Origin of the sequence: Microbacterium sp. C5A9 (genome assembly GCF_022627955.1) — a bacterium.
In the GTDB taxonomy this organism is placed as follows: domain Bacteria; phylum Actinomycetota; class Actinomycetes; order Actinomycetales; family Microbacteriaceae; genus Microbacterium.
Map to the genome: position 1 here is coordinate 553686 of NZ_JABXGD010000002.1, position 25101 is coordinate 578786.

The following is a 25101-nucleotide window of genomic DNA, read 5'->3' on the forward strand; positions in this document are numbered from 1 at the left end:
GCGGGATCCGGACCGCGGTGCGCGGGCGATCAGGTCTCTGTCACGGCGAGACGGTATCCGCGCTTGACGACCGTGTGCACGAGCTCTCGACCGCCCAGAGCCTCGCGCAGACGCGCCACGGCGACCTCGACGGCGTGTGGGTTGCGCTCGCCGCCGAGCACGCTGCCGAGCTCGGCGCGGGAGAGCACGCGGCCGCCGGCCGCCGCGAGCGCCTCGAGGAGCGCCGCAGCCGAGCGCGACAGAGGTAGGAACGCGCCATCGACGACGACCCCACCGCTGCGGACCTCGACCCGCCCGGCATCGGTGGGCAGCGAGGGAGCACGGCCCCCTCCGAAGTGTTCGATCACGGTGCGGGCGAGGTCGTCGAGCCGACCGCGATCCGGGAGGGTCGCCCGCAGGTCTGCGGCGTGCAGTGGTGCCGCGGCGATCGGGCCGACCGCGGCGAGCAGCAGACGGTCGCCGTGCGAGCGACGCCGGACATGATCGAACACGCCCGCGTGCTCTGCCACGGAGATCCACGCGGCTGCACCCGGCGCTGAGGTGAACAGCACCGCATCGGCCTCTCCTCCCGCAGCCCGCACCGCCGAGCGGCGCACGGCATCGGCGGCAGGGGGCGGCCTCCAGCGGTACACCGTGACGCTCAGCACGTCGGCGCCGGCATCCGCCAACTGCTCATCCAGCGCATCGGAGCCCGCTCCGTGATGCTGCACGAGCACCCGCTTGCCGGCGACGACCGCTGCGGGGAGATACTCGCCGATCTCCGCTGAGGTCTCGCTCCGGGCCGCCCACTCCGCGGTGAACCCCGCCTGCTCGATCGCCTCGCGTGCCTGAGGACCGCGTGCCACGAAGCGTGCGCCGCGGAGCGCCTCCTCCAGGTGCGTGTCGAGGCCCTGCTCGCGCGCCGCGAGCATCCATCCGCGAAAGCCGACGCCGGTCGTGACGACGACGACGTCGGGCGGCTCCGCGATCACCCGCTCCGTACGGGCACGCAGCTCGTCGTCGTCGGTCTCCGCGATCATGCTCAGGTCCGGCGCACGATGCACGACAGCCCCGTGCCGCTCCAGCTCCGTCGTGAGCTCGACGGAACGACGATCTCCCGCCACGATGATCGTGCAGCCCGCGAGAGCGCTGTCGAGTGCTCGCGCTGAGGTCACGTACGGCTCTCCGCCACCATCGCGGTCACGCGACGGGGAAACCGAGCGCGAGCCTCGCTGCCGCCCAGCGGGAGCAGCTGAGCGGCGGGCTCGGCACTGTGCGTCGCACCGACCAGAGGTCTCAGTGCGCCGTAGGCGATGGCGTCGCCGAAGCGCGCGACATCGACATCGTCCTCGACGCCGGACAGCATGAGCGTGGAGGATTCGTCGTATCCCCGGAACACCGCGTCGCCGCCGAGCAGTCGCGTGGCCGCGACCTCGGCCATGGCGTAGCCGGAGGCCACGAGCCCCACGCAGCGGCCGTCGAAGTTCGCGACCTCGCCGATCGCGAGAATGAGCGGATCGGAGGTCGAACAACGATCGTCGATCACCACCCCACCACGAGGGGCGACCTGCAGCCCGGCGTTCCGTGCGAGTTCATCCCGTGGGCGCACGCCGAGGGTGAACACCACCACGTCCGCACGTTCGACGGAGCCGTCCTGGAACTCGAGCGCGGCGACCGCGCCCGAGTCATCCGGATCGATCCTGGTGGTGCGCGACTCGGCGCGGACCGCGATCCCCCGGCGCTCGAGCAGCCCCTCGTGCTTTCCTCCGTTCGCGGAGTCGAGGGGGTCCGACAGCAGCCGGCCCGAGTACGGCACGACCGTCGCGTCGATGTCCATTCCCTGCAGGGCCCCCGCAGCCTCGAGTCCGAGAGGACCGCCGCCGATCACCGCTCCGCGCAGGCGCCTGCCGAGTGCGACGCGTCGCCAATCGACGAAGTCCTTGAGCTGCTGCGCATCGTCGAGCGTTCGATAGAGGAAGCATCCGGGCAGATCGGCACCGTCGACAGCGAGCTTCGCGGCGTACGAGCCGGTGGCCAGCACGAGCGTGTCGTAGGGCACCACCGTGCGCGACCTCGTGGTCACCGTGCGACGCGCGCGGTCGATCCGCAGCACGCGGTCGTCCGCGAGCAGCCGCACCCGGAAGTCGTCCAGCACCGAGCGGTCGAGTTCGAGATCCTCCGCCGACGAGCCAGAGATGAAGTCGGTCAGCCGCCTACGGTCGTACGGATGCCGCCCCTCGTCGCCGATCACGGTCACATGCAGCGGGGACTCGGCGCGGCTGAGCAGGCTCTCGACGAATCGGTGCGCGACCATCCCGGCGCCGACGACCACGATCTCCGTGGGCGTGAGTGCGAACTCTCTCATGCTGCTCCATTCGACGGGTTCCCCGTGTTGGCGACGATAGGAGCGCGGTGTTTCCCGCATGTGTCGCTGCGTGTTTCCTGCGTCGAACGATTAGCTCACAGAACGGTAACGACCATTGTGAGAACGACCGACCACACTCGACGAGCCCACGCGTACTAGGCTGAAGCTCGTCCTTTCCGCCTCCCGCGGGCCCTACCGCGCAAGGAGAATCACCGTGTCTGCCACCGAGCCGTCGAAGCCGACTCCCCCCGTTCCCGCTCCCCCGGCCAAGCCGTTGCCCCGCAAGCTGCCCTCATCGGCCGCTGCGGCATCGGCCACGCCCGCCGCCCCCTCTCCGAGCGCATCGTCCTCCGACGCCGCCGAGTGGGGCCGGGTCTCCGATGACGGCACCGTCGAGGTGCGCGAGGGCGACGCCTGGCGCGTCGTCGGGCAGTATCCCGACGGCACCCCCGATGAGGCGCTCGCCTACTTCGTGCGCAAGTACGACGACATCGCCTTCAAGGTCAGCACTCTCGAGCAGCGCCACCAGGCCGGAGGAGCCTCCGCCGGCGACCTGGTCAAGCAGGCAGACCACCTGCGCGCCGAGGCGACGGATGCCGCAGCGGTCGGCGATCTGGCGGGCTTGCGCGAGCGACTCGACGCACTGACCTCGTCGCTCTCCGAGGCGACCGCACAGGAAGCGCAGCAGGCCAAGGAGCTCGTCGATCAGGCGATCGCCGAGCGCACCGCGCTCGTGGAGCGCGCCGAGGCGATCGCCGCGCGCGACCTCTCGAAGGTGCAGTGGAAGCAGGTCACCGCGGAGCTCGGCGAGCTGTTCGATGCCTGGCAAGCCCACCAGCAGACCGGCCCGCGCCTGTCGAAGAGCGTGTCGCAGCAGCTCTGGAAGCGCTTCCGCGACGCCCGGAGCGCGGTCGACAAGGCCCGACGCTCGTTCTACTCCGAGCTGGACGACTCGCACAAGGTCGCTCGCGATGCGAAGACCCGTCTGGTGGAGCGCGCCGAGGCGCTCGCTCCCCGCGGTGTCGACGGGATCCCCGCGTACCGCACACTTCTCGACGAATGGAAGGCCGCGGGCCGTGCGGGCCGCAAGGCCGACGACGCGCTGTGGGCGCGATTCAAGGCCGCCGGCGATGCGCTCTACTCGGCGCGCGCCGAGCAGGCGGCTGCGGAGGAGGCCGAGTCCGGCCCGAAGATCGAGGCCCGTCAGGCGCTGCTCGAAGAGGCCAAGGCTGTCGCTGACGAGTCCAACATCAAGCGCGCTCGCGCGCTGCTCACGCGCATCCAGCGCCAGTGGGACGAGATCGGCCGGATCTTCCCCCGTGACAAGGAACGGGCGCTCGACGACCGTCTGCGCGTGATCGAGCAGGCGCTGAAGGCCCGCGAGGATGTCGACTGGAAGAAGAACAACCCCGAGACCAAGGCACGCGCGAACGACATGAGCTCGCAGCTGCTCGAGGCCATCGAGAAGCTCGAGTCCGAGCTCGCAGCCGCCGAGAAGGCCGGCGACAAGAAGGCGGCCAAGGAGGCCGCCGCGGCTCTCGAAGCTCGCCGCACCTGGCTGAGCGCTCTGGGCGGCTGATCTCTCCACAGTCCGACGCGAACACCGCGAACGCGGGATGCGCTGCGCCACACTGGCGTGATGCATCCCGCGTTCCTGTATCTGCCCGGTGGCGCTCTGACCGAGCCCGAGCTGACCGCGGCACGGCTCGACGGCGATCTGTTCGACATCGGCGAGGGGTTCATCCCCGCCGACCTGGTGGAGGCTCCGGGCACCCGCGCCGCATCGATCGCGACATTGATCCCGACCGACACCGCGGCGTCAGGACCCACCGCCGCGTGGATCCACGGCGCGGGTGATGCTCCACCTGCGATCCATCATGTGCGTCGTGCGGTCGAGCGACGCATCCGCGCGAACCTTCCGGCCCGCGTCATCCTGCACGACACGAGCGTCCCGCCGGCCGAGCTCGTGCGCCTGGGCGGGGTGCTGGTGATGTCCCCGGCGCGGACCATGGTCGACCTCGCCCTCGGGCTCCATCGTGACGAATCTCTCCTGCGATGGATCGTGCTCCTCGCCGAGCTCGACGCGACCCTCGTGCGCACCGCCGTCGAGCACGTCGACCGGCTCGCGCGCGTGCCCGGCACGAGAGCGGCGCGAGCCGCCCTCGTGCGGACCGAGCTCAGGACGAGGTGACTCGGTACACGTCGTAGACGGCGTCGATGCGCCGCACCGCGTTGAGCACGCGATCGAGGTGCACCGCATCTCCCATCTCGAACACGAACCTGCTGATCGCGAGACGCTCGTCGGTGGTGCTGACCGTCGCCGAGAGGATGTTGACGTGGTGCTCGCTGAGCACCCGGGTCACGTCCGACAGCAGTCCGGAGCGGTCGAGCGCCTCGACCTGGATCTGCACCCGGAAGACGCTCTTGGTCGTCGGAGCCCACGACACGTCGACGAAGCGGTCCTCTTCGCTCGCCAGCGCCTTGACGTTGACGCAGTCCGAGCGGTGGACGGACACGCCGCTGCCTCGGGTGACGAATCCGACGATGTCGTCGCCCGGCACCGGGGTGCAGCACTTCGCGAGCTTGACGAGGATGTCGGCTGCGCCGCGCACGAGGATGCCGGAGTCGCCCGCGCGAGGTTCCCGGGACGCGACGGTTCCCGGAAGGTCGATCGGACCCGTCGCGGGATCGGTGGCTGCGACGAGCGCCGTCACCTTCTCGAGCACCGACTGCGTCGACACGTGGCCTTCGCCGACGGCCGCGTAGAGCGCGGAGACGTCTTCGTAGCGGAGCTGGTGGGCGACCTCGGCGAACGAGTCGTGACTCATCAGTCGCTGCAGCGGCAGGTTCTGACGCCGCATGGCGCGGGCGATCGCCTCCTTGCCCTGCTCGATGGCCTCTTCGCGACGCTCCTTGGTGAACCAGCCGCGGATCTTGTTGCGGGCGCGGGTGCTCTTGACGAAGCCGAGCCAGTCCTGGCTCGGTCCCGCGTCGGGGTTCTTCGAGGTGAAGACCTCGACGACGTCGCCGCTCTTGAGTTCGGACTCGAGCGGCACCAGACGTCCGTTGACCTTCGAGCCCATCGTGCGGTGCCCGATCTCGGTGTGCACGGCATACGCGAAGTCGACGGGAGTCGCGCCCGCCGGCAGGCCGATGACCCGTCCCTTGGGCGTGAAGACGTAGACCTCCTTCGCACCGATCTCGAAGCGCAGCGAATCGAGGAACTCCCCCGGGTCGGCCGTCTCGGCCTGCCAGTCGGAGATGTGCGCGAGCCAGGCCATGTCGCTGTCCGACGCGCGGACCTCGGCCTTGCCGCCGTTCATCCGCTCCTTGTACATCCAGTGAGCCGCGACACCGTACTCGGCCTGCTGGTGCATCTCGTGCGTGCGGATCTGGATCTCCACGGTACGGCCCGAGGGGCCGATCACCGTGGTGTGCAGCGACTGGTAGAGGTTGAACTTCGGGGTCGCGATGTAGTCCTTGAAGCGACCGGGGAGAGGGGTCCACCGCGCGTGGATCGCGCCGAGCACGGCGTAGCAGTCGCGGACCGACGCCACGAGGACCCGGATGCCGATGAGGTCGTAGATGTCGTCGAACTCGCGACCTCGGACGACCATCTTCTGATAGACGGAGTAGAGCTGCTTCGGACGTCCGACGACCTTGCCGCGGATCCTCAGATCGCGCAGGTCCTCATCGATCTCCTCGACGACCTGGGTCAGGTACTTCTCCCGCTGCGGCGTGCGCTGCGCGATGAGATTGTGAATCTCGTTGTAGATCTTCGGGTGGAGCACCGCGAAAGACAGATCCTCGAGCTCGGACTTGATCGCCTGGATGCCGAGCCTGTTGGCCAGGGGCGCATAGATCTCGAGCGTCTCCTTGGCCTTCTTCGCCGCCTTCTCCGGCGGGACGAATCCCCAGGTGCGTGCGTTGTGCAGCCGATCGGCGAGCTTGATCAGCAGCACGCGGATGTCCTTCGACATCGCCACGATCATCTTGCGGACGGTCTCGGCCTGCGCGCTCTCGCCGTACTTGACCTTGTCGAGCTTGGTGACGCCGTCGACGAGCATCGCGACCTCGTCGCCGAACTCGGCGGTCAGGTCGGAGAGGGCGTAGCCGGTGTCCTCGACCGTGTCGTGCAGCAGGGCGGCGGCGACGGCTCGCGGTCCGAGCCCCATCTCGCCGAGGATCTGCGCGACGGCGAGGGGGTGCGTGATGTACGGCTCACCGCTCTGACGCTTCTGGCCCTCGTGCTTGACCTTGGCGACCGCATACGCCCGTTCGATGACGGCGAGGTCACCACGCGGGTGATTCGCCCGCACCGTGCGGATGAGGTTGTCGAGGTCGTTGACGCGGGGCGCGCGGGAGAAGATGCGGGGAACCAGTCGCCTGAGGCTGGACCCCTGCGACGTCGTCTGCGGTTCCGCCATCCGCTCACCTCCCCATTCAGAACATCTTACGCGTGCTCAGCAGGGGGCGGCCCCGCTGAGCGGGACGATCAGGCCTCGACCGAGGCCCGGCTGCGCGCCTCGCGCACTCGGGCGTCGCGAGCGGCGAGCTGCGGCTCGTTCTCGCGGAAGAGCGAGTACAGGGGCGCTGCGACGAACAGCGTCGAGTACGTCGCCACGAGGATGCCGACGAAGATCGACAGCGAGATGTCGGTGAGAGACTCGGCGCCGAGCCAGAAGGCGCCGATGAAGAGCACGGCGCCGACGGGCAGGGCGGCGACGACCGAGGTGTTGATCGATCGCACCAGGGTCTGGTTGACCGCGAGGTTCACCGACTCGCCGAACAGGCGGGACGACTGTTCGCCGTCCTCCGTCGTGTTCTCGCGGATCTTGTCGAACACGACAGTGGTGTCGTAGAGCGAATACGCGAGGATCGTCAGGAAGCCGATCACGGCCGCGGGAGAGATCTCGAAACCGGCCAGGGCGTACACGCCGACCGTGATCACGAGCACGTCCAGAAGACCGATGATCGCGGCGGCCGACATCTTCCACGTGCGGAAGTAGATCGCGAGGATCAGGAACGTCAGCGCGAGGAAGATCGCGAGTCCCCAGAGCGACTGCTTCGTCACGTTCTCACCCCAGGCCGGGCCGATGAACGACGAGGTGACGCTGTCGGGTTCCACGCCGTAGGCGTCGGCGAGTGCGTTCGAGACCTGCTGGGTCTCCTGCGCGCTCATCTGGTCGGTCTGCACGCGGATGTCCTTGTCGCCCACGACGACGACCTTGGCAGCCGCTCCCGGGACGACGGACTGCACCGCGGTGGTCGCCGTCTCCTGGTCGAGCGAGTCCGGCGCCTGGACGGTGAACTGCGAACCGCCGGTGAACTCGATCGAGAACTGGATCGGACGGAAGAGCGGCACGAGAGCCGACCCCACCACGAGGGCTATCGCGATGATGAACCACAGGCGACGCCTGCCGACGAAGGGGAAGGAGGTCTTGCCCGAGTAGAGGTTGTTGCCGAACTCGTTCATGGAAGCCATCAGGCGTCTCCCTCACTTCCGGTGCTGGTGGATCTCTCACCGGCGAGTGCCTCGGCGCGCTTGCGCTCTGCGATGGTCTGTCGTCGTTCGGCTTCGCCTCGGGCGCGGGTGTTCTTCGCGCCGCGGCCGGCCGACGCCGTCGACACCTCGCGGAACTGTGACCGGCTGCGGTAGACGGCGCCCAGGGACTCCGGGTCGAGACCCGAGAGCTTGTGCCCGCCGCCGAAGAACTTCGTGCGTGCGAGCAGCTGCATCACGGGGTGCGTGAAGATCACGAAGATGAAGACGTCGATGATGGTCGTGAGACCGAGCGTGAACGCGAATCCCTTCACCGTGGCATCGGCGAGGATGTACAGCACGACCGCCGCGAGGATGTTGATCGACTTCGAGATGTAGATCGTCCGCTTGGCTCGACCCCAGCCGTCTTCGACCGCCGAGGTGATCGACTTGCCGTCTCGCAGCTCGTCTCGGATCCGCTCGAAGTAGACGATGAACGAGTCGGCTGTGAAACCGATCGAGACGATGAGGCCGGCGACGCCCGCCAGCGACAGACGGAACCCGAGTCGCCACGCGAGGATGCAGATGATGATGTAGGTCAGCACCGCCATCACGGCGATCGAGGCGATGATCACCGATCCGAGCGCACGGTAGACGATCAGAGAGTAGATCGCGACGAGCGCCAGTCCGATGAGGCCGGCGATCAGACCGATCTGCAGCTGCTGCGTGCCGAGCGTGGCCGACACGGTGTCACTGCTCTGCACGACGAAGCTCAGCGGCAGCGCACCGAACTTCAACTGGTTGGCGAGGGTCGTCGCCGTCTCCTGCGTGAAGCTGCCCGAGATGCTGGGGCGCCCGTCGAGGATCTGGCCGTTCATCTGCGGCGCGCTGATCACAGAGCCGTCGAGGACGAACGCGAACTGGTCGCGCGGCGTCAGGCCGGCGAGGCGGTTCTGGTTGAGACGGGTGCTGACCTCACCGAACTTCTGGGTGCCCTCGCCGTTCATCTCGAGCTGCACGAGCCAGGCGCCCGAGCGAGGATCGCGCCCGGACGTGGCGTCGGTGATCACGTCTCCGGTGAGCTCGGTCGGTCCGAGGAGGTACTTGGCCTGATTGGTCGGGTCGCACGCGATGAGCGGCTCGTCCTGCGGCGCGGTAGACGGATCCGTCGACGGGTTCGCACAGTCGTAGGCGAGGAACTCGGCGCTCAGCTTGTCGGTGACCCAGGACAGGTCGCTCGCATCCGTCGGCTCCGCGGTGGGCGTCGCGTTGAGCGAGTCGTCGGGAGTCGGATACGGCGTGGCGTTGCCGTCCTCCCCGACGAACGAGTTGGCGGCAGCGGTCGTGGCGAGCACCGGCCGGAACTCGAGCTGCGCGCTCGACTGGATGCGCTCGCGCGTCTCCTCGTCGGCGTTGCCCGGGATCTGGACGACGATGTTCTGGCCGCCCTCGGTGGTGATGTCGGCCTCGGCCACACCCGACGCGTCGACACGCTGGCGGATGATCGCGGCGGCCTGGTCGAGCTGCTCCTGCGAGGGGGCCGCACCGCTCTCGGTCTCTGCGCTGAGCACGATCTGCGTGCCGCCCTGCAGGTCGAGTGCGAGCTCAGGAGTCCACGAGCTCGCCGCCTCCCCGTTGCTGTCCTTGAAGACGTACACTCCCAGCGCGTTGACGCCGAACAGAACCCCCGTCACCAGGAGCAGGCCGAGGAGGACCCGCCAGGCGTGACGGACCGGAGAGGATGAAGCCACGTGTCATCAGCTTTCTGAGATGCCCGAGCGCGGAGCGCTGCGGCGCCGCGAGGAAGGGTGCTTACTTGTCGTCGGCGTCGCGCTCGAGGCGACGGCGGGTCTCCTCGGGGGTCTCCACCACCGCGGCGTCCGCGGAGAGCGGGTCGACCTCGCTCACGACCGGGGTCTCCTCGTCGAACTCGGACGCGACGATGTCGTCCTTCGGCTCGACGATGCGGAGGATCGCCTGGCTGTGCACCTCGATGACGGTGCCCGGAGCGATCTCGACGAGCGCCGGCGAGTCGAGGTCCTCGTGGTCGTAGGCGACCACGGTGCCGTAGATGCCGCCCTGGAGGAGGACCTTGGCGCCGGGAACGGTCTTGGACGCCTTCTCCTCCTGCTCGGCCTTCATCTGCTTCTGACGCTTGCGTCCGTTGACGAACATGAACACGACGAGGACGGCAAGAAGGCCGAAGAGCAGGATTTCCATGGGTGGCAAGCGCCTTTCTCAGGTGCACGCACCATCCAGAGGGCGCACAGATGTATCGGGGAAGTCTTCAGTGATTATAGGTCATCGAAGCGAAGCGCCCCATCAGGGTGAGCCACACCCAGGTGGGCGTACGCCTCGGGCATCGCGATCCTGCCCCGTGGCGTGCGACCGAGGAAGCCGATGCGCACGAGGTACGGCTCCACCACGCTCTCGACCGTCTCCGCCTCTTCGCCGACCGCTACGGCCAGGGTGCTCAGCCCCACCGGACCGCCGCGGAACCGGCGGACGAGGGACTCCAGGACCGCGCGATCGAGTCGGTCGAGCCCGATCGGGTCGACGTCGTAGAGCTCGAGTGCCGCCTGCACGCCCGCGAGCGTCGCGGCTCCCCCGCCGTGCACGAGCGCGTAATCCCTGACACGACGGAGCAGGCGGTTCGCGATGCGCGGTGTGCCGCGGGATCTCCTGGCGATCTCCGAGAGCGAATCGCGGGGCAGGTCGACTCCGAGCACGAGCGCCGACCGGGCGATCACCTGCTCGAGCTCTGCCTCCTCGTAGAACTCGAGATGACCGGTGAAGCCGAACCGGTCACGGAGCGGATTGGGCAGCAGGCCCGACCGCGTGGTGGCGCCGACCAGCGTGAACGGGGCCAGCTCCAACGGGATGCTCGTCGCACCGGCACCCTTGCCGACCATGATGTCGATGCGGAAGTCCTCCATCGCGAGATACAGCATCTCCTCGGCGGACCGGGCCATGCGATGGATCTCATCGATGAACAGCACCTCGCCCGGCACGAGGCTCGACAGCAGCGCAGCGAGATCGCCGGCGTGCTGGATCGCGGGGCCGCTGGAGAGGCGCAGCGGACGCTGACTCTCGTGCGCGACGATCATCGCCAGCGTCGTCTTGCCGAGGCCGGGAGGGCCCGCGAGCAGGATGTGGTCGGGCGGCCGGCTCTGGATCCGTGCAGCGTCGAGAAGGAGCTGCAGCTGTCCGCGCACCTTCTGCTGGCCGACGAACTCGGCGAGGCTGGTCGGTCGCAGCGCCCCCTCGATCGCCAGCTCGGTCTCGTCGACCGGCTCGGTGGCGTCGCGCGCGTCAGACACGCGCCGGTCCCAGCAGAGCCAGGGTGCGGCGCAGGAGAGGCGCCACCGCGGATCGCTCGGCCTCGGTGGCCTCGGCCGCCGTCTGCGCCGCCGCCTCGGCGGCGACCTTCTCCGACCAGCCGAGCCCCACGAGGGCGGCCGTGACCTGATCGACAACATCCGAACCGCCGGCGGTCGAGACCTTCGCCGCGACGCCCACCGGCTGGACCTTGCCCGCGAGCTGCACGACGATGAGCTTGGCGGTCTTGGGGCCGATCCCCGACACCCGGCGGAAGGGCGCGTCGTCCTCGGCGTTCACCGCCTCGGCGATCTGGTCGACGGTCAGATGCGACAGAACGCCGAGCGCTGACTTCGGGCCGACACCGGTGACGCTGATGAGCAGGCCGAAGATCTCGAGCTCGCTGCGATCGGCGAACCCGAACAGCGAGAGGGCGTCTTCGCGCACGATGAGACTCGTGTGCAGCAGGAGCCGCTCACCCACCGTCGCGGTGTGCGCCACGTCTCCGGGCACGGCCACGGAGAATCCGACACCGCCGACATCGATGACGACCTGGTCGGACGACGAGTGCAGGACGGTGCCGTGCAGCGAAGAGATCATCACACCAGACTAGGCGCGCGATCGTAGGTATGTTCGAGCGACACGCTCCGCGTCGGCCCACGCGCGCTGAGCGGGAGTCAGCACGTCCTGCCCCGGGATGCCTGCCGCGCCGCGACGCCAGGCATGACAGAGCGCGATGGCCAGAGCGTCCGCGGCGTCGGCGGGCTGCGGCGGAGCATCCAGCCGCAGGATGCGCGCGATCATCGCCTGCACCTGCTTCTTGTCCGCCGAGCCGTATCCCGTGACAGCCGCCTTCACCTCGCTCGGCGTGTGGGTGGCGGCGGGGAGCCCGGCCTCGGCGGCGAGCAGGAGAGCGACGCCGCTCGCCTGGGCGGTGCCCATGACCGTGTGGGTGTTCTGCTGCGCGAACACCCGCTCGACGGCCACCGCATCAGGGCGGTGCTGTGCGAGCACCTCGCGGATGCCCGCGGCGACGAGCGCCAGTCGTTCTCCGATCGGCAGATCGGGGTCCGAACGGATCACCCCGACGTGCACGAGCGTTCCCCGACGAGCGCGGTCGACATCGACGACCCCGACACCGCATCGGGTGAGCCCGGGGTCGATGCCGAGCACGCGCAGCGAGGAGGAGGTCACTCCCCCAGGCTATTCGTCGCGTCGGACTCCGCCGCGTCGGCGCGCCTAGGCGTCGTCGTTCTCGAGCTCGGCCTGGACCTCTGCGGACAGATCGAAGTTGGTGAAGACGTTCTGCACGTCCTCGCTGTCCTCGAGCGCGTCGATCAGGCGGAAGATCTTCCGCGCGGTGTCGGCGTCGATCTCGACCTTGAGGTTGGGGACGAACTCCACGTCGGCCGACTCGTAGTCGATGCCGGCGTCCTGCAGCGCACTGCGCACGGCCACCAGGTCGGTCGCCTCGGTGATGATCTCGAACCCTTCGGCGTGCGGCTCGATCTCCTCGGCACCCGCCTCGAGAGCGGCCATCATCACGTCGTCCTCGGTCGTGCCTTCGGAGCCGACGACGATGACGCCCTTGCGGCTGAAGTTGTAGGCGACGCTGCCGGGGTCGGCGAGGGTGCCGCCGTTGCGGCTGAGCGCCGTGCGCACCTCGGCGGCCGCACGGTTCTTGTTGTCGGTCAGACACTCGATCATCATCGCGACGCCGTTGGGACCGTAGCCCTCGTACATGATCGAGGTGTACTCGACGGCCTCGCCGCCGATGCCCGCTCCGCGCTTCACCGCGCGGTCGATGTTGTCCTTCGGGACCGAGGTCTTCTTCGCCTTCTGGACCGCGTCGAACAGAGTCGGGTTGCCCTGCAGATCAGCGCCGCCGAGCTTCGCCGCGACTTCGATGTTCTTGATGAGCTTGGCCCAGGACTTGGCGCGCCTGGAGTCGATGATGGCCTTCTTGTGCTTCGTGGTGGCCCACTTGGAATGCCCGGACATAAGTCTCCGCTCGTCGTATCCGCCCGTGGGCTCGGCCCAGGGCATCGTCCATTCTATCGAACCATGCCGTCGGCCCGCGGCTGCACCCCGGCGGCGATCCTGCGAAGACCGCTGCTAGCGTCGATCCGACCGGCCGATCCCCGAGGAAGAGCTCCATCATGACCACAGGCGCCGACCGCCTCCGCCCGGAGTGGGGTTCACTCCCGCTCGCGATCCGCTCAGCGGTGCTCGAGGCGATCGGAGGGCGCTTCGTGTCCGACGCCCCGGCACACGGCGGTTTCAGCGCGTCCTACGCCGGTGTCGTCGAGACGAGCACGGGACGGGCGTTCGTGAAGGCATGCGCCGCCGACTGGCACGGGGACTCTCTGCACTTCATCCGGCAGGAGATGCACACCCTCGGCATGCTTCCGGCCTCCCTCGGCCCGCGCGTCGTGGCGACCATCGAGTCCGATGCAGGGTCCGCGCTCGTGCTGGAGGCCATCGACGGCCGTCACCCCGGCGCGCCGTGGACGGCGGACGACCTGCACGCCATAGCGGCGAGCATGGCGCGACTCTCGCAGACGGCCGCGCCCGAGGGCATGGAACGCGCAGAGGACCGGTTGGTCCCGAGCTTCACCCGCTGGGCAGACATCGCCGCCACTCCGCCCCTGCTCGACGGGCTTCCGGATTCTCTCCGCTCGCGATTGCCCGAGCTTCTGCAGCTCGAGGAGGGGTTCGTGCCGGCGCTCCAGGGCGACTCCATCGTGCACGACGACCTGCGCGCGGACAACATCCTGATCTCCGACGGCCTCGCGCACCTGCTCGACTGGCCGCACGCGCGGCGCGGCGCCGCATGGGTCGATCTCCCCTGTCTGCTTCCGAGCATCGAGGCCTTCGGCGGGCCGCGCTGCGAACAGGCGTGGCGGATCTTCCAGGAGCATGGCGCACCGCCGCCCGAGGCGCTCCTGGCGGTGATCTCGGGCTTCACGTCCTTCCTCTGGTTCAACCAGGCCCGACCGGAGATCCCCGAGCTGCCGGGGTTGCGCGCGTTCCAGCGTCGTCAGGCCGAGCCCGCGATGAGGTGGCTGTCCGCCCTGCTCTCCGCGTCTCCGCGCACCGCCGACGACCGCCCCCTGGCGTGACGAGGACCGCGGGTGTAGTCCTGACTCATGGACAAGAGAGTCGACGACAGGGCCCGAGGACTCGACGCCGCACACGAGGCCGCACTCCGATTCCTGGACTCGCTCGACGACCGTCCCGTGTGGCCACGCGCGAGCCTCGAGGAGATGCTCCGAGCGTTCGGCGGCCCGCTGGCGGATGACGGATGCGACCCTGTCGACGTGATCGACGAGATCGCGATGCGGGCCGATCCCGGGCTGGTCGCGATACCGGGCGGGCGCTTCTACGGCTTCGTCATCGGCGGCACCCACCCGGCAGCTCTCGCCGCCGACTGGCTCGTGTCGGCGTGGGACCAGAACTCCGGGTCGGCGAGTCTCACGCCGACGACCGTCGCCATGGAACGCGTTGCCGGAGGGTGGATGCTCGATATCCTCGGGCTGCCGGACACCGCGAGTGTCGGCTTCGTCACCGGAGGGCAGATGGCGAACTTCACGTGTCTCGCGACGGCGAGGAACGCGGTCCTCGCCCGCGCGGGGTGGGACCTGTCCGAACGGGGACTGCGCGAGTCTCCTCCCCTCCGGTTCGTGGTCGGCGCGGATCGCCACGGATCGATCGACCGTGCCGCGCGGTTCCTCGGAATCGGACGCGCCGAGCTGACGGTGATCGAGTCGGACCGACACGGACGGATGCGGGCTGACGCGCTGCAGTCGGCCCTGGCCGAGCATTCCGGGCCGCTCATCGTGTGCCTCCAAGCCGGTGAGGTGCACACCGGCGCCTTCGACGATTTCGCAGCACTCATCCCCGTCGCGCACGAGCACCGCGCGTGGGTGCACATCGACGGCGCGTTCGGCCTGTGGGCAGCCGCCTCGGAGCAGCTGCGCCCGCTCACGGCGGGAATGGGCGACGCGGACTCGTGGGCGACCGATGCCCACAAGACGCTCAACGTGCCGTACGACTGCGGCATGGCGATCGTCCGGGACCCGGCGGACTCGATCGCGGCGTTCCGCACCGGCGGTGACTATCTGGTCTATTCGAGTCTCGACCCCTGGGACGTGACGCCCGAGCTCTCCCGGCGCGCCCGCGGTGTGCCCGCCTGGGCTGCGCTGCGGAGTCTCGGCCGCGGTGGCGTCGCCCGGCTGATCGATCGCCTCCACGACAACGCCCGCTCGATGGCCGCCGGTCTGGCGACCATCGACGGCATCGAGGTGATCAACGACGTCGTCTACACGCAGGTCATGTTCAGGCTCGATTCCGACGAGGCCACCCGTGAACTGGGAGCGGCGATCCTCGCGGAGGGCACCGCCGCGGTCACCGGCGCCGAATGGCGTGGACGCGCGGCCCTGCGATGTTCGATGTCGTCCTGGGCGACCACGCCGCGCGACGTGACCATGACCGTCGAGGCGATCAGGGCGCTGACCTCGGCGTGACGAGCCCGCCGAGGTCGGCGACCGATCACGCCGCGTCGGACGGCAGACCCACCTTCGGCCGGGCCCACGAGCGACCGCGCGTGTCCTTGAGGATGTCGTACTCGACATCGACATGAGGCTCGATCGCGCTGTACTTGTCGTTCGGCGCACCGATCACGAGCTGGAATCCGAGCCCCCGCCACGCGCCTATCGCGCGCTTGGTGAAGTGCGCATCCGCCTTGATCAGCGCCTCGTCCATGAACACCGGCGCGTACCGCGGTCGCGCAGCTCCCGCGTCGCCGAGCTGGTATCGCAGAGCCGCTCCGACGATGAACGCGACCAGCTCCTGCGACTCGCCGCCCGACTTCTCGCCGATGTGGTCGTAGAGGGCGACATGCTCCCGAGTGACCGCGTGCACCCGCTCCGCGCTGACGCGGACATGGTTGCGGACGTCGATGAGCTCGGCGAAGTCCGGCGCCGTGCGACGCATCCGGGCGATCAGGCGGCTCATCCGGCGATAGACGTTCTCGCGCTCGGCATCCGTGGTCGCGGCGTCGATCAGACCCCGCACCTCCCGGAGCTCCCGGCGGAAACGCCTGCGGGCCTCGGACTGGTTCTCGCGCGGCGAGATCTGCAGCCGGTGGTCGTCGTCGTAGAACGGCAGCTCCTCCATGATCCGGTTGATCGGGTCGATGCGGTTCTTGATCTCCCGCAGCGATCGGCTGAGCGTCGAGTCCAGGCTCGTGAGGTCGTTGCCCGACAGCTTGAGCAGGCTGTCGCGCCACTCGGCCTCGAGCTCGTGCAGTCCGTTCGTCTGCAGCGCATCGAGGATCGACTCGAACTCGGCGACCGACTCGTCGGGGTCGGGCAGGATCGTCAGCGTGTCCCAGCGCTCGAGGAATCCGGTCATCAGCCGACGCATCTGCTCACGCTGCTCGGCATGAGCCGCTGCGGCCGCGGTGCGCTCCTCGAGGAGCCGCGTCGCTGCGGTGCGCAGCGCCGAGTCCAGGTGCCCCAGCCGCTCGGAGGCGGTGATGTCCACCGCGGAGTCGACGCCGAGGAACCGTGCGTCGAGGAACGCGCGATGCCGCTCCTCGACAGAGATGTCATCGGCGTCGGCGGCGTCGATGACCCGCTGACACGCGTCGACCTGGTCTGTGACCTCGACCCACCGGTCCTGCGCGACCGTCAGCTCGCCACCGAGTCTCGCGGCCTCGTCGCGCAGCCGTGCCGCGCGCCGTCGGAGTTCGTCCGCCTGCGCCGTCAGCTCCGCGATCTGAGGGTTGCCGTCGGTGACCTCGGCTTCGACCGAGAGCCACCTCTGCCGTTCGTCGGCGACGGCCTGCACATCGATCTGATCCCAGGTGAGATCCTCGATCTTGGCGCGCGCCGTGGCGATCGCGTCGAGCTCGTCGAGGCGCGACTCCGCTTCCGTGGCGGCAGCGGTCGCGGCATCACGGCGCTCCTCCAGATCCGCACGCTGCTCGTCGAGCTCGCGCAGACGCCGGGCGTTCGAGAAGCCCAGCATGTTCGCTCGGCCGTGCCCGCCGTGCGACCCCCGATCGCCCTGAGACACCTGTCCTGCGAGTGTGAGGGCACGAGGATGCGCCGCGAGCTCTGCCGAGGAGTCAACGCACACGAACGCGAATCGCTCCTGCAGGCGCTGCTGGAGCCAGCCGGTGAACGGCGTCGACCGGTGGTCGAGGCGGGCAGGGAGCGTTCGCGGATCCGCAGCCCGGGTCTCGGGCAGCCCCGTCTGCACGCCTTCGTAGCTGAGTCGCTCCGGCGTGCGCACGGATTCGATCGCGGCGCGGAATCGCGCGAGATGCTCGGCGTCGACGAGCAGAGTCCTGGCGAATCCGCCGAGCGCGAGATTGAAGGCCTCGCGCCATGGCTCGTACTCGGTCCGCACCTCGACGAGCTCCCCCACGAACGGCAGGTCAGACGCCGTCAACCCCGCCGCCTGCGCCAGCAGAGCGCGTGATTCGTGGAGGTACGCGGGGATGCTCCCCCGCAGGTCGTGTGTGCGCTCGCGCTCGGCCGTCACGAGAGCCAGCTCGCGCTCCGCGGCCCTGCGCTCCGCCTCCGCCTCGGCGAACGCCGCTCTCGCGCCGCGCAGACCGTCGTCCGGAAGCTCAGCGCGGAAGCGGGCGAGCAGGCTCTCGAACTCGGCCGCGCTCGTCACCTCGGCACCGAGATCGCGGACGACGGCGTCGACGCGCGCCCGCTCTCGCTGCACGTCCTCGAGGCGACGTTCGACCGCACGCAACTCCCGCTGCGCGGTCTCGAGACGATCGCCTCCGGACTGTCGCAGGACATCGAGGAGACCCTCGCGTTCGGACTCGGCCGCGGCGACGAGCGCGTGCTTCTCGCGCACGGCGAGCTGGAGCGCCTGAGTGCGATCGCGCAGGTCTCCCTCGACCTCGCGGAGCAGATCGAGGCGACGCTCGGCGCTCCACAGCGCGGCGAGCGAGGTGGGGTCGGCGAACACGCCGACCTCGTCGACGACCTGCATCCGCTCTGCGGCCGAGGCGATGCGCGCGGAGATCCCGCGGATCGGCTCGAGGGCAGCCACCTGCTGCTTGGCGACCAGCATCCGGGTACGGGTGCTCTCGAGCTCGTCGAAATGCGCGACGACCGCATCAGCGGTGGCCATCGTCTCGGGCTCTTCGAGCACGAGCTTCTTGTACAGATCGTCGACCGTGGTGATCTGCTGCCCGGCCTGGATGCGAGCGAGCAGACTGATCGCCTTGGCACCCGACCCCGCAGCGCCGATGCCCAGGACGGCGTGCAGACGTGCCGAGAACTCCCGGTCGGTGGCGACGGGCTCCAGCCCGAGAGAGCGGGCCGATGCGTCGCTGAGCCGCAGGGTCGCGGCCTGCTCGAGGCGCGCGAGGTCGAAGGCGCCGTCGATGGTCGCCCGCAGGCGCGTGGTGTCCTCGAGGGTTCGGGCGTCCGCGGGGATGTACCACCCGCGCACCGCCGTGAAGCGGGAGCCGTCGTGGTCGAGCCAGGTCATCGAGACGGCGCTCCACGTGTCCTCACCGTCACCGCGCAGCACGCGGAGCTTGGTGCCCTCATCGGTGCGCGACTCGTCGATCTTGCCGCGACCGTACGAGAGGATGTTGCGCTGCTCCTCGCCGCGCGGACGCCCAGTCACTCCCCCGTTCGAGGCACCGTTGAACGGCGTCGTGTGCGGCATCATCAGGGCGATGTAGCCGTCCATCAGGGTCGACTTGCCCGAACCGGATCCACCGCACAGCAGCGTCGCGTCGGGCGAGAACCGCACGCGGTGCGGTCCTCCGTCGTAGCCGCCCCAGTTGATGAGCTGCAGTTCCTCGGCGACCCACTGCTGCCCGCGGGAGCTCGACGGGATCAGGCCGAACAGGGTGTCCATCATCGTCATCGCGCCACCGCCTCCTGCGTCCCCAGCCATTCGCGCAGCTCCTTGAGCGTCTGGGCGCTGAGCACCACCTCGACGAGAGCGGTGATCCGATATCGTCCGCTCGTCTCCTCCTGCACGATGCCCTCCCTGTCGAGCCGGTCCAGTGCGCTGCGGATGGCACGCTGCTGCTTCGCGGTGCCTCCGTCGACCTCGGCGAAGTAGCTGAGCACGGTCTGCTCGACGTCTTCGATGTCGATGCGCACCGAGGTCTCCCCCGCGGCGGACTCCCGCTGATACACGGTCCGCAGGTGCACGAGCACGAGCGTCTCCGCGCGGGAGTACGGCGCATCCTTCAGCAGGACGGGCATGTCGATCTCATCGGATCGAAGCTGCTGCTTGTACGCGAAGCCGCGACCGTGGTCGATGACGAGCCGCAGGTAGATGTCGTTCAGTCGCGACTCGACGACCTGCTGGTGGTCCAGCAGCAGCGCCCATTCTCGACGGTTGCGCTCCACGGAGAGGAAACGCCGTTGCAGCAGATGCACGAGCACCCGGCGGATCTCCGGGTCGAGGGTGCCCCGATCGCCCGGGAAGTGCTCCTCGAGATCCTGCTCCATCGCCGTCGGGGCGATGAACGCCTCATCCGCGTCGACCGCGGCGAAATCCTCGTCACTCAACTGCGTCCTCTTTCGTACTACGGGCGGTCACGGAGCCGAAGGCGAAGCGGCGGGTGGTCCCGTCGGGCCGCAGCGCTTCGACCGTCGAGATGCCGTCTTCGTCGGTGAGACCGTTCCGATGCGCGATCTCGAGAAGGCCCAGCAGGTCGACGGGGCGCCTGGTGGCGTCGGGGACGTGCCGGAAGGCCTCGGCGAGATCGAACTCCGCTCCGAGCGCGGCCACGTACTCCTCCAGCTCCGCGTATCGCGGCCCTCCCCAGGCGCGGGTGTCGTGGTCCACGAAGTCGACGTCTTCGGCGTCCGTGAGAGGTGCGGGTGCGCGCGGCGGGCGGATGTCGCTGGTGGTCTGCCGCAGATGCCCCAGATCGATCAGCGGCATGCTGCGCACGGGGTCGACGACCGTGGCGGGTCCCGACCAGCCGTGCAGCCCGGCGATCACATCGCGCAGCAGGTCGTCGATCTGGCGGTCCCGCAGCGGATCATGGGTCTTCACCTGACCGGTGATGACGTGGGAGGCACGTCGCTGCGCGGCCAGCACCTCTTCGACGCCGAGCTCGACACGTCGGCCGACGGCATCGAGCTCGGCTCGCTGAGAGCTGTCGAGCAGGCGTGCGAAGGGCTGGTCGAGGAGCCCGCTGAGCTGCTCGGTGAGAGCGTCGATGCGGTCGGGGTCGCCGATGAGCCGCAGGGCGCCGGCGAACGCCCGCCCCTCGGGAGTGGCCTGCATCACATCCTGCGCGCGCTGAAGGTACTCGCGCAGCACCTCACCCGTGGGGCGCTCGTCGCGGCGGAGGTGGGCGACGACATCGCGTTGCATGGCCTTCAGCGACTCCGCGACCCGGGTGAAGTCCGCGGGCAGCTCTCGCGCGAGGTGCAGGACGTTCTCCGCCTCCTCCAGGAGCTCATCATCATCGAGCGGATCCGCACGACCGGACTCCTCGATGCGGGAGATCTCGGCGTGGATCAGGTCACGTTCCGCCCGCAGGCGCGCCAGACGGCGCACGGGATCGGCCTCGGCGCTGTCGGAGAGGTGCTCGACCGCGTCGAGCAGCGTGCGCACGCGCGAGTTCGACACGCGAGTGCGCCCTGAGCCCGTGCGGCCGGAGATCTCCAGTGCCTCGACCGCATGCGCCGAGAGGCGGTAGACCTCGACCTCGTCGTCGATCTGCTGCACCAGCCAGCCGAGACGCACCCAGTTCCGACAGACGTCCCTGCCGCTTCCCGAGGGGAGTCGCCTGTCGTCGTCGCCGTCTGGGCGCAGCTCGTCCATGATCTCGGCGAGCTCGGCATGGGCATCGGCGATCGGCACGGACGCCCGGTCGGCGGTGAAGAGCATCGTGAGCGACGCCACCACGAACGGCGCGAACCTCCCGTGCAGGAGATCGAGCGTGGGTGTGCTGAACGCGGCGACGGCGCGCGAGTACGCCGCTTCTGCTCGGGATCCAGTCACCCGATCGAGAGTAGTCGCGACGCCGCACTCCCGCCGTCACGCCGGGGCGCCCGGGCGGGTCGCTTTCGGCGAATCGTCACGCGGGAGCCGCACGCTCGCACGGGAGCTGCCCGCTCGCACGGGAGCGGCGTGGTCACCGACCGGCGGCGTGGTCGACCACGTGGGCGAGGAACCGCTCGTGGAAGCGCGTCTCACCGTCGACCTCGGGATGGAAGCTCGTTCCGATCAGCGGTCCCTGCTCGACGGCGACGATCCCGCCGTCCGGCAGCGTGGCGAGCACCTCGACCCGAGCGCCCGCGCGCTCGACGATCGGCGCACGGATGAAGGTCGCGCGAACGGGCGGATCCCCGAGCGTCGGCACATCGAGCGCGGTCTCGAAGGATTCCGTCTGGCGGCCGAACGCGTTGCGACGCACCGAGATGTCCATTCCGCCGAAGGACTGCTGTCCCTCGATCCCGTCGAGCACCTCGTCGGCCAGGAGGATGAGTCCCGCGCACGTGCCGTAGACCGGCAACCCGGAAGCGATCGCCGCGCGTATGGGCGCCTGCATCCCGAACGACCGCGCGAGCTTGTCGATCACGCTGGACTCGCCCCCGGGAATCACGAGCCCCTGGACCGTCGCGAGCTCCTCGGGTCGCCGCACGTGCACGACGTCGGCGCCGAGGCCGCGGAGCAGGGCGGCGTGCTCGCGCACATCGCCCTGCAGCGCCAGGACTCCGACGCGTGGGCTACCAGCCACGCTCTGCCAGGCGGTGCGGCGCGGGAAGGTCGGAGACGTTGATGCCCACCATCGCCTCGCCGAGTCCGCGCGAGACCTCGGCGATCACCTTCGCGTCGTCGAAGAACGTGGTCGCCTTGACGATCGCCTTGGCCCTCTCGGCCGGATTCCCGGACTTGAAGATCCCGGAGCCGACGAACACGCCATCCGCTCCGAGCTGCATCATCATCGCGGCGTCCGCCGGCGTCGCGACTCCCCCGGCGACGAACAGCACGACGGGGAGCGTGCCGGTCTCGGCGATCTCGGCGACGAGCTCGTACGGTGCCTGCAACTCCTTCGCCGCGACGAAGAGCTCGTCCTTCGGCAGTGCGGTGAGGGCGGCGATCTCGCCGCGGATCTTGCGGATGTGCTTCATCGCCTCCGACACGTCGCCCGTTCCGGCCTCGCCCTTCGAACGGATCATCGCCGCTCCCTCGTTGATGCGGCGAAGGGCTTCGCCCAGGTTGGTGGCACCGCAGACGAACGGCACGGTGAACCCGAACTTGTCGATGTGGTTGACGTAGTCGGCCGGAGAGAGCACCTCGGACTCGTCGATGTAGTCGACGCCGAGCTCCTGAAGCACCTGCGCCTCGACGAAGTGGCCGATGCGCGCCTTGGCCATCACCGGGATCGACACCGCATCGATGATGCTGTCGATCATGTCGGGGTCGCTCATGCGCGAGACGCCGCCCTGCGCGCGGATGTCGGCGGGAACCCGCTCGAGGGCCATGACCGCGACCGCGCCGGCATCCTCTGCGATCTTCGCCTGGTCGGCGGTGACGACGTCCATGATGACGCCGCCCTTCAGCATCTCCGCGAGTCCGCGCTTGACGCGGGAGGATCCGGTGGTGGTCTGATCGGTCATGGGAGCTCCTGTCGGGTGACGCACGGGGCGAGCGAGTCGAACAAAGTCAGGTTTGATCTAGGCCAAACAGTAGCACTGTCCGGAACGACCTAGAATCGGTGGTGAGGACACATGAGCGACCAGATCACCGGAACGACCGCGGCGGACATCGCCGACAGCGTGCGCGATCTGCGCGACCGTGGAGTCCTCCGCCCGGGGAACGCGCTCCCCCCGGTCCGCGAGCTCGCCGGCACTCTCGGCGTCAATCGCAACACCGCCGTCGCCGCCTACCGTCAGCTCGCTCAGGCCGGCCTGGTGATCTCGCGGGGGCGTGCCGGCACCGTGATCACCGGTCATGAGTCCGTCGCTCAAGAGGGGTACGCGTCGAACACCGTGCTGCGCGACGTCGGCACCGGCAACCCCGACCCACGGCTGATCCCTGATCCGTCCGCGGCCCTCGCGACGGTCGCCGGGCGGCCGGTCCTCTACGGCGAGCCCGTGATCGATCGCGGACTGGACGAGTGGGCGCGCGAATGGATCGCGCAGGACCTCGGCCACCTCGACTTCGGCATCACGGTCACCAGCGGCGCCGTCGACGCCGTCGAGCGGCTGCTCGCTCAGGCGCTCATGCGCGACGACGCCGTGGCCCTCGAGGATCCCTGCTTCCTGGCCAGCATCCACACCGTCCGCCTCGGCGGATACCGGGCCGTGCCGGTGCCCGTCGATGATCAGGGCATGACGGTCGACGGCCTGCGCGCCGCTCTGGATGCCGGTGTCCGCGCGGTGATCTGCACCCCGCGCGCTCAGAACCCGACCGGCGCGAGCCTCACCTCCGCCCGCGCTGCCGCGCTGCGCGAGGTGCTCGCGGATCACCCGTACGTGCTGATCATCGAAGACGACCACTTCTCGATGCTGTCGCAGAGTCCGTACGAATCGCTGATCGGCCAGGGGCACCGCCGCTTCGCCCACGTGCGCTCGGTGTCGAAGTTCCTCGGACCCGACATGTGCCTCGCGATCGCGGCGACCGATGCGACGACGGCAGAGCGGCTCGCGATGCGACTCAGCCCTGGCACGACCTGGGTCAGCCATCTTCTGCAGCGTCTCACGCTCACTCAGCTCACCGACGAGGCGGTCCTCGCCAGGATCTCCGCCGCCCGCGAGCATTACGCGGCGCGGAACGAGGCCTTCGCGTCGCGACTGCGCGACGAGGGGATCGACTCCCCCGCCACCGACGGCCTGAGTCTCTGGATCGAGCTGCCGAAGCCCGCACGCCTCGTCGCCGAGAGGCTGATGCGCCGGGGGTGGCTCGCCCGCACCGGAGACGACTTCGCCCTCGACGAGCGCGCCGACCCCTCGCACCATCTGCGCCTCACGGTGCACGACCTGACCGACGACGATGCGGAGACGCTCGTCGCCGACCTCGTCACGGCCACACGATGACCCACCGCCGCGGGATCAGTCCCGCCCTGAATGAAAGGATCGGGGAATGAAGGTCCTCTCCATCCAGTCCGCCGTCGCGTACGGCCATGTCGGCAACTCCGCCGCGGTCTTCCCCCTGCAGCGCATCGGCGTCGAGGTTCTCCCGGTCTACACCGTGAACTTCTCCAACCACACGGGCTACGGATCGTGGCAGGGACCGATGATCTCTCCGGACGACGTCGCCTCGGTGATCACCGGCATCGAGGAGCGCGGCGTGTTCGGCGAGATCGACGCCGTACTCAGCGGATACCAGGGCGGTGAGGGCATCGGCGACGTCATCATCGATGCCGTCGCGCGCGTCAAGGCGGCGAACCCGAAGGCGGTGTACGCGTGCGATCCCGTCATGGGCAACGCCAAGTCCGGCTGCTTCGTCGCCCCGGCCATCCCGATCCTGCTGCGCGAGAAGGTCGTCCCCGTCGCCGACATCATCACGCCGAACCAGTTCGAGCTCGGCTTCCTCACCGGCACCGAGCCCGACACGCTGGAGTCGACGCTGGCTTCGGTCGACCTGGCGACGGCCATGGGGCCGAGCACCGTGCTCGTCACGAGCGTCGAGCGTCCCGATCGCGAGGACGGGACGATCGAGATGCTCGTGGCAGACGCGTCGGGCGCCTGGATCGTGCAGACACCGCGTCTGCCCATGAAGGCGAACGGGTCGGGCGATGTGACCGCCGCGCTCTTCACGGCGCACTACGTCGAGACCGGCGACGCGAAGACGGCTCTCGAGCGCACGGCGTCCAGCGTGTTCGATCTGCTCTCCGCGACCCTCGAGGCCGGCTCACGCGAGCTGCTGCTCGTCGAGGCCCAGGAGTTCTACGCGAACCCGCGGATGCAGTTCACCGCGCGCCAGGTGCGCTGAG

The 25101-nt window shown here is 69.3% G+C and carries 21 protein-coding genes; 6 read left to right on the top strand and 15 right to left on the bottom strand.

The features are described from left to right. Positions 1-29 precede the first annotated feature (29 nt). Together HWD99_RS05910 and HWD99_RS05915 are read right to left on the bottom strand one after the other, a co-directional pair. On the bottom strand, positions 30-1154 hold the full coding sequence (locus HWD99_RS05910; protein WP_241795294.1) for a uroporphyrinogen-III synthase: 1125 nt from the start codon (positions 1152-1154) through the stop codon (positions 30-32). After that, on the bottom strand, positions 1151-2344 hold the full coding sequence (locus HWD99_RS05915) for an FAD-dependent oxidoreductase (protein ID WP_241795295.1): 1194 nt from the start codon (positions 2342-2344) through the stop codon (positions 1151-1153). The genes HWD99_RS05910 and HWD99_RS05915 overlap by 4 nt, the downstream gene beginning before the upstream one ends. 214 nt (positions 2345-2558) lie before the next feature. On the opposite strand from HWD99_RS05915, the gene HWD99_RS05920 reads away from it, so the two are divergent. Both HWD99_RS05920 and HWD99_RS05925 read left to right on the top strand, forming a co-directional pair. Further along, entirely contained in the window at positions 2559-3923 is a 1365-nt protein-coding gene (locus tag HWD99_RS05920) for a DUF349 domain-containing protein (RefSeq protein ID WP_241795296.1), read from the top strand. A 60-nt stretch (positions 3924-3983) separates the two neighbouring features. Next, positions 3984-4535 carry a type IV toxin-antitoxin system AbiEi family antitoxin gene (locus HWD99_RS05925; RefSeq protein ID WP_241795297.1) on the top strand — a complete coding sequence of 184 codons (552 nt, stop codon included), beginning with the start codon at positions 3984-3986 and terminating at the stop codon, positions 4533-4535. Here HWD99_RS05925 and HWD99_RS05930 read toward each other — a convergent pair. The 8 genes from HWD99_RS05930 to HWD99_RS05965 all read right to left on the bottom strand — a co-directional run bounded on the left by HWD99_RS05930 (position 4522) and on the right by HWD99_RS05965 (position 13145). Next, the gene (locus HWD99_RS05930; protein ID WP_241795298.1) at positions 4522-6771 is read right to left on the bottom strand and encodes a bifunctional (p)ppGpp synthetase/guanosine-3',5'-bis(diphosphate) 3'-pyrophosphohydrolase; all 2250 of its coding nucleotides are present in this window, start codon (positions 6769-6771) and stop codon (positions 4522-4524) included. The two genes, HWD99_RS05925 and HWD99_RS05930, sit on opposite strands and share 14 nt — an antisense overlap. Positions 6772-6839: 68 nt before the next feature. Further along, positions 6840-7829: a protein translocase subunit SecF gene (gene secF, locus HWD99_RS05935; protein WP_241795299.1), complete on the bottom strand. Its 990-nt coding sequence runs from the start codon at positions 7827-7829 to the stop codon at positions 6840-6842. Continuing rightward, positions 7829-9577, bottom strand: a complete 1749-nt coding sequence (gene secD / locus HWD99_RS05940; RefSeq protein ID WP_241795300.1) for a protein translocase subunit SecD — start codon at positions 9575-9577, stop codon at positions 7829-7831. Before secD ends, secF begins: the two co-directional genes overlap by 1 nt. Before the next feature lie 61 nt (positions 9578-9638). Further along, positions 9639-10046 carry a preprotein translocase subunit YajC gene (gene yajC / locus HWD99_RS05945; protein WP_241795301.1) on the bottom strand — a complete coding sequence of 136 codons (408 nt, stop codon included), beginning with the start codon at positions 10044-10046 and terminating at the stop codon, positions 9639-9641. Between the two features lie 74 nt (positions 10047-10120). Then, positions 10121-11146 carry a Holliday junction branch migration DNA helicase RuvB gene (ruvB, locus tag HWD99_RS05950; RefSeq protein WP_241795302.1) on the bottom strand — a complete coding sequence of 342 codons (1026 nt, stop codon included), beginning with the start codon at positions 11144-11146 and terminating at the stop codon, positions 10121-10123. Beyond that, on the bottom strand, positions 11139-11744 hold the full coding sequence (gene ruvA / locus HWD99_RS05955) for a Holliday junction branch migration protein RuvA (protein ID WP_241795303.1): 606 nt from the start codon (positions 11742-11744) through the stop codon (positions 11139-11141). The genes ruvB and ruvA overlap by 8 nt, the downstream gene beginning before the upstream one ends. A 9-nt stretch (positions 11745-11753) precedes the next feature. After that, the gene (gene ruvC / locus HWD99_RS05960) at positions 11754-12338 is read right to left on the bottom strand and encodes a crossover junction endodeoxyribonuclease RuvC (RefSeq protein ID WP_241795304.1); all 585 of its coding nucleotides are present in this window, start codon (positions 12336-12338) and stop codon (positions 11754-11756) included. Positions 12339-12383: 45 nt separating this feature from the next. Further along, entirely contained in the window at positions 12384-13145 is a 762-nt protein-coding gene (locus HWD99_RS05965; protein ID WP_194764044.1) for a YebC/PmpR family DNA-binding transcriptional regulator, read from the bottom strand. Positions 13146-13303: 158 nt separating this feature from the next. On the opposite strand from HWD99_RS05965, the gene HWD99_RS05970 reads away from it, so the two are divergent. Then, complete coding sequence (locus tag HWD99_RS05970; protein ID WP_241795305.1) at positions 13304-14266, top strand: aminoglycoside phosphotransferase family protein; 963 nt, start codon at positions 13304-13306, stop codon at positions 14264-14266. 27 nt (positions 14267-14293) lie between these two features. Beyond that, positions 14294-15670 (top strand): aminotransferase class V-fold PLP-dependent enzyme, encoded by a 1377-nt coding sequence (locus HWD99_RS05975; RefSeq protein ID WP_241795306.1) that lies wholly within the window; start codon positions 14294-14296, stop codon positions 15668-15670. 25 nt (positions 15671-15695) lie between these two features. On the opposite strand, the gene HWD99_RS05980 is transcribed toward HWD99_RS05975, so the two are convergent. The 5 genes from HWD99_RS05980 to pdxS form a co-directional block, all read right to left on the bottom strand. After that, entirely contained in the window at positions 15696-19055 is a 3360-nt protein-coding gene (locus tag HWD99_RS05980; protein WP_241795444.1) for an ATP-binding protein, read from the bottom strand. Then, the gene (locus HWD99_RS05985) at positions 19052-19651 is read right to left on the bottom strand and encodes a DUF4194 domain-containing protein (protein WP_241795445.1); all 600 of its coding nucleotides are present in this window, start codon (positions 19649-19651) and stop codon (positions 19052-19054) included. Before HWD99_RS05985 ends, HWD99_RS05980 begins: the two co-directional genes overlap by 4 nt. A 52-nt stretch (positions 19652-19703) precedes the next feature. Beyond that, positions 19704-21161 carry a DUF3375 domain-containing protein gene (locus HWD99_RS05990; RefSeq protein ID WP_241795307.1) on the bottom strand — a complete coding sequence of 486 codons (1458 nt, stop codon included), beginning with the start codon at positions 21159-21161 and terminating at the stop codon, positions 19704-19706. Between the two features lie 133 nt (positions 21162-21294). Continuing rightward, the gene (pdxT, locus tag HWD99_RS05995; protein ID WP_241795308.1) at positions 21295-21900 is read right to left on the bottom strand and encodes a pyridoxal 5'-phosphate synthase glutaminase subunit PdxT; all 606 of its coding nucleotides are present in this window, start codon (positions 21898-21900) and stop codon (positions 21295-21297) included. Further along, positions 21890-22783, bottom strand: coding sequence for a pyridoxal 5'-phosphate synthase lyase subunit PdxS (pdxS, locus tag HWD99_RS06000; protein WP_241795309.1), 894 nt, complete (start codon positions 22781-22783; stop codon positions 21890-21892). Before pdxS ends, pdxT begins: the two co-directional genes overlap by 11 nt. A gap of 111 nt (positions 22784-22894) precedes the next feature. Here pdxS and HWD99_RS06005 point away from each other — a divergent pair, with 111 nt between their 5' ends. Together HWD99_RS06005 and pdxY are read left to right on the top strand one after the other, a co-directional pair. After that, positions 22895-24202 carry an aminotransferase class I/II-fold pyridoxal phosphate-dependent enzyme gene (locus tag HWD99_RS06005; protein ID WP_241795310.1) on the top strand — a complete coding sequence of 436 codons (1308 nt, stop codon included), beginning with the start codon at positions 22895-22897 and terminating at the stop codon, positions 24200-24202. A 46-nt stretch (positions 24203-24248) separates the two neighbouring features. Further along, the gene (gene pdxY / locus HWD99_RS06010; RefSeq protein WP_241795311.1) at positions 24249-25100 is read left to right on the top strand and encodes a pyridoxal kinase PdxY; all 852 of its coding nucleotides are present in this window, start codon (positions 24249-24251) and stop codon (positions 25098-25100) included. Position 25101: the final 1 nt, after the last annotated feature.

Excerpts from the sequence above, each read along its gene's own strand:
- HWD99_RS05915 (WP_241795295.1), bottom strand. The coding sequence starts at position 2,344 with ATGAGAGAGTTCGCACTCACGCCCACGGAGATCGTGGTCGTCGGCGCC.
- HWD99_RS05925 (WP_241795297.1), top strand. The coding sequence starts at position 3,984 with ATGCATCCCGCGTTCCTGTATCTGCCCGGTGGCGCTCTGACCGAGCCC.
- HWD99_RS05930 (WP_241795298.1), bottom strand. The coding sequence starts at position 6,771 with ATGGCGGAACCGCAGACGACGTCGCAGGGGTCCAGCCTCAGGCGACTG.
- secF (WP_241795299.1), bottom strand. The coding sequence starts at position 7,829 with ATGGCTTCCATGAACGAGTTCGGCAACAACCTCTACTCGGGCAAGACC.
- yajC (WP_241795301.1), bottom strand. The coding sequence starts at position 10,046 with ATGGAAATCCTGCTCTTCGGCCTTCTTGCCGTCCTCGTCGTGTTCATG.
- ruvA (WP_241795303.1), bottom strand. The coding sequence starts at position 11,744 with ATGATCTCTTCGCTGCACGGCACCGTCCTGCACTCGTCGTCCGACCAG.
- HWD99_RS05965 (WP_194764044.1), bottom strand. The coding sequence starts at position 13,145 with ATGTCCGGGCATTCCAAGTGGGCCACCACGAAGCACAAGAAGGCCATC.
- HWD99_RS05970 (WP_241795305.1), top strand. The coding sequence starts at position 13,304 with ATGACCACAGGCGCCGACCGCCTCCGCCCGGAGTGGGGTTCACTCCCG.
- HWD99_RS05975 (WP_241795306.1), top strand. The coding sequence starts at position 14,294 with ATGGACAAGAGAGTCGACGACAGGGCCCGAGGACTCGACGCCGCACAC.
- HWD99_RS05980 (WP_241795444.1), bottom strand. The coding sequence starts at position 19,055 with ATGACGATGATGGACACCCTGTTCGGCCTGATCCCGTCGAGCTCCCGC.
- HWD99_RS05985 (WP_241795445.1), bottom strand. The coding sequence starts at position 19,651 with ATGGAGCAGGATCTCGAGGAGCACTTCCCGGGCGATCGGGGCACCCTC.
- pdxS (WP_241795309.1), bottom strand. The coding sequence starts at position 22,783 with ATGACCGATCAGACCACCACCGGATCCTCCCGCGTCAAGCGCGGACTC.
- HWD99_RS06005 (WP_241795310.1), top strand. The coding sequence starts at position 22,895 with ATGAGCGACCAGATCACCGGAACGACCGCGGCGGACATCGCCGACAGC.
- pdxY (WP_241795311.1), top strand. The coding sequence starts at position 24,249 with ATGAAGGTCCTCTCCATCCAGTCCGCCGTCGCGTACGGCCATGTCGGC.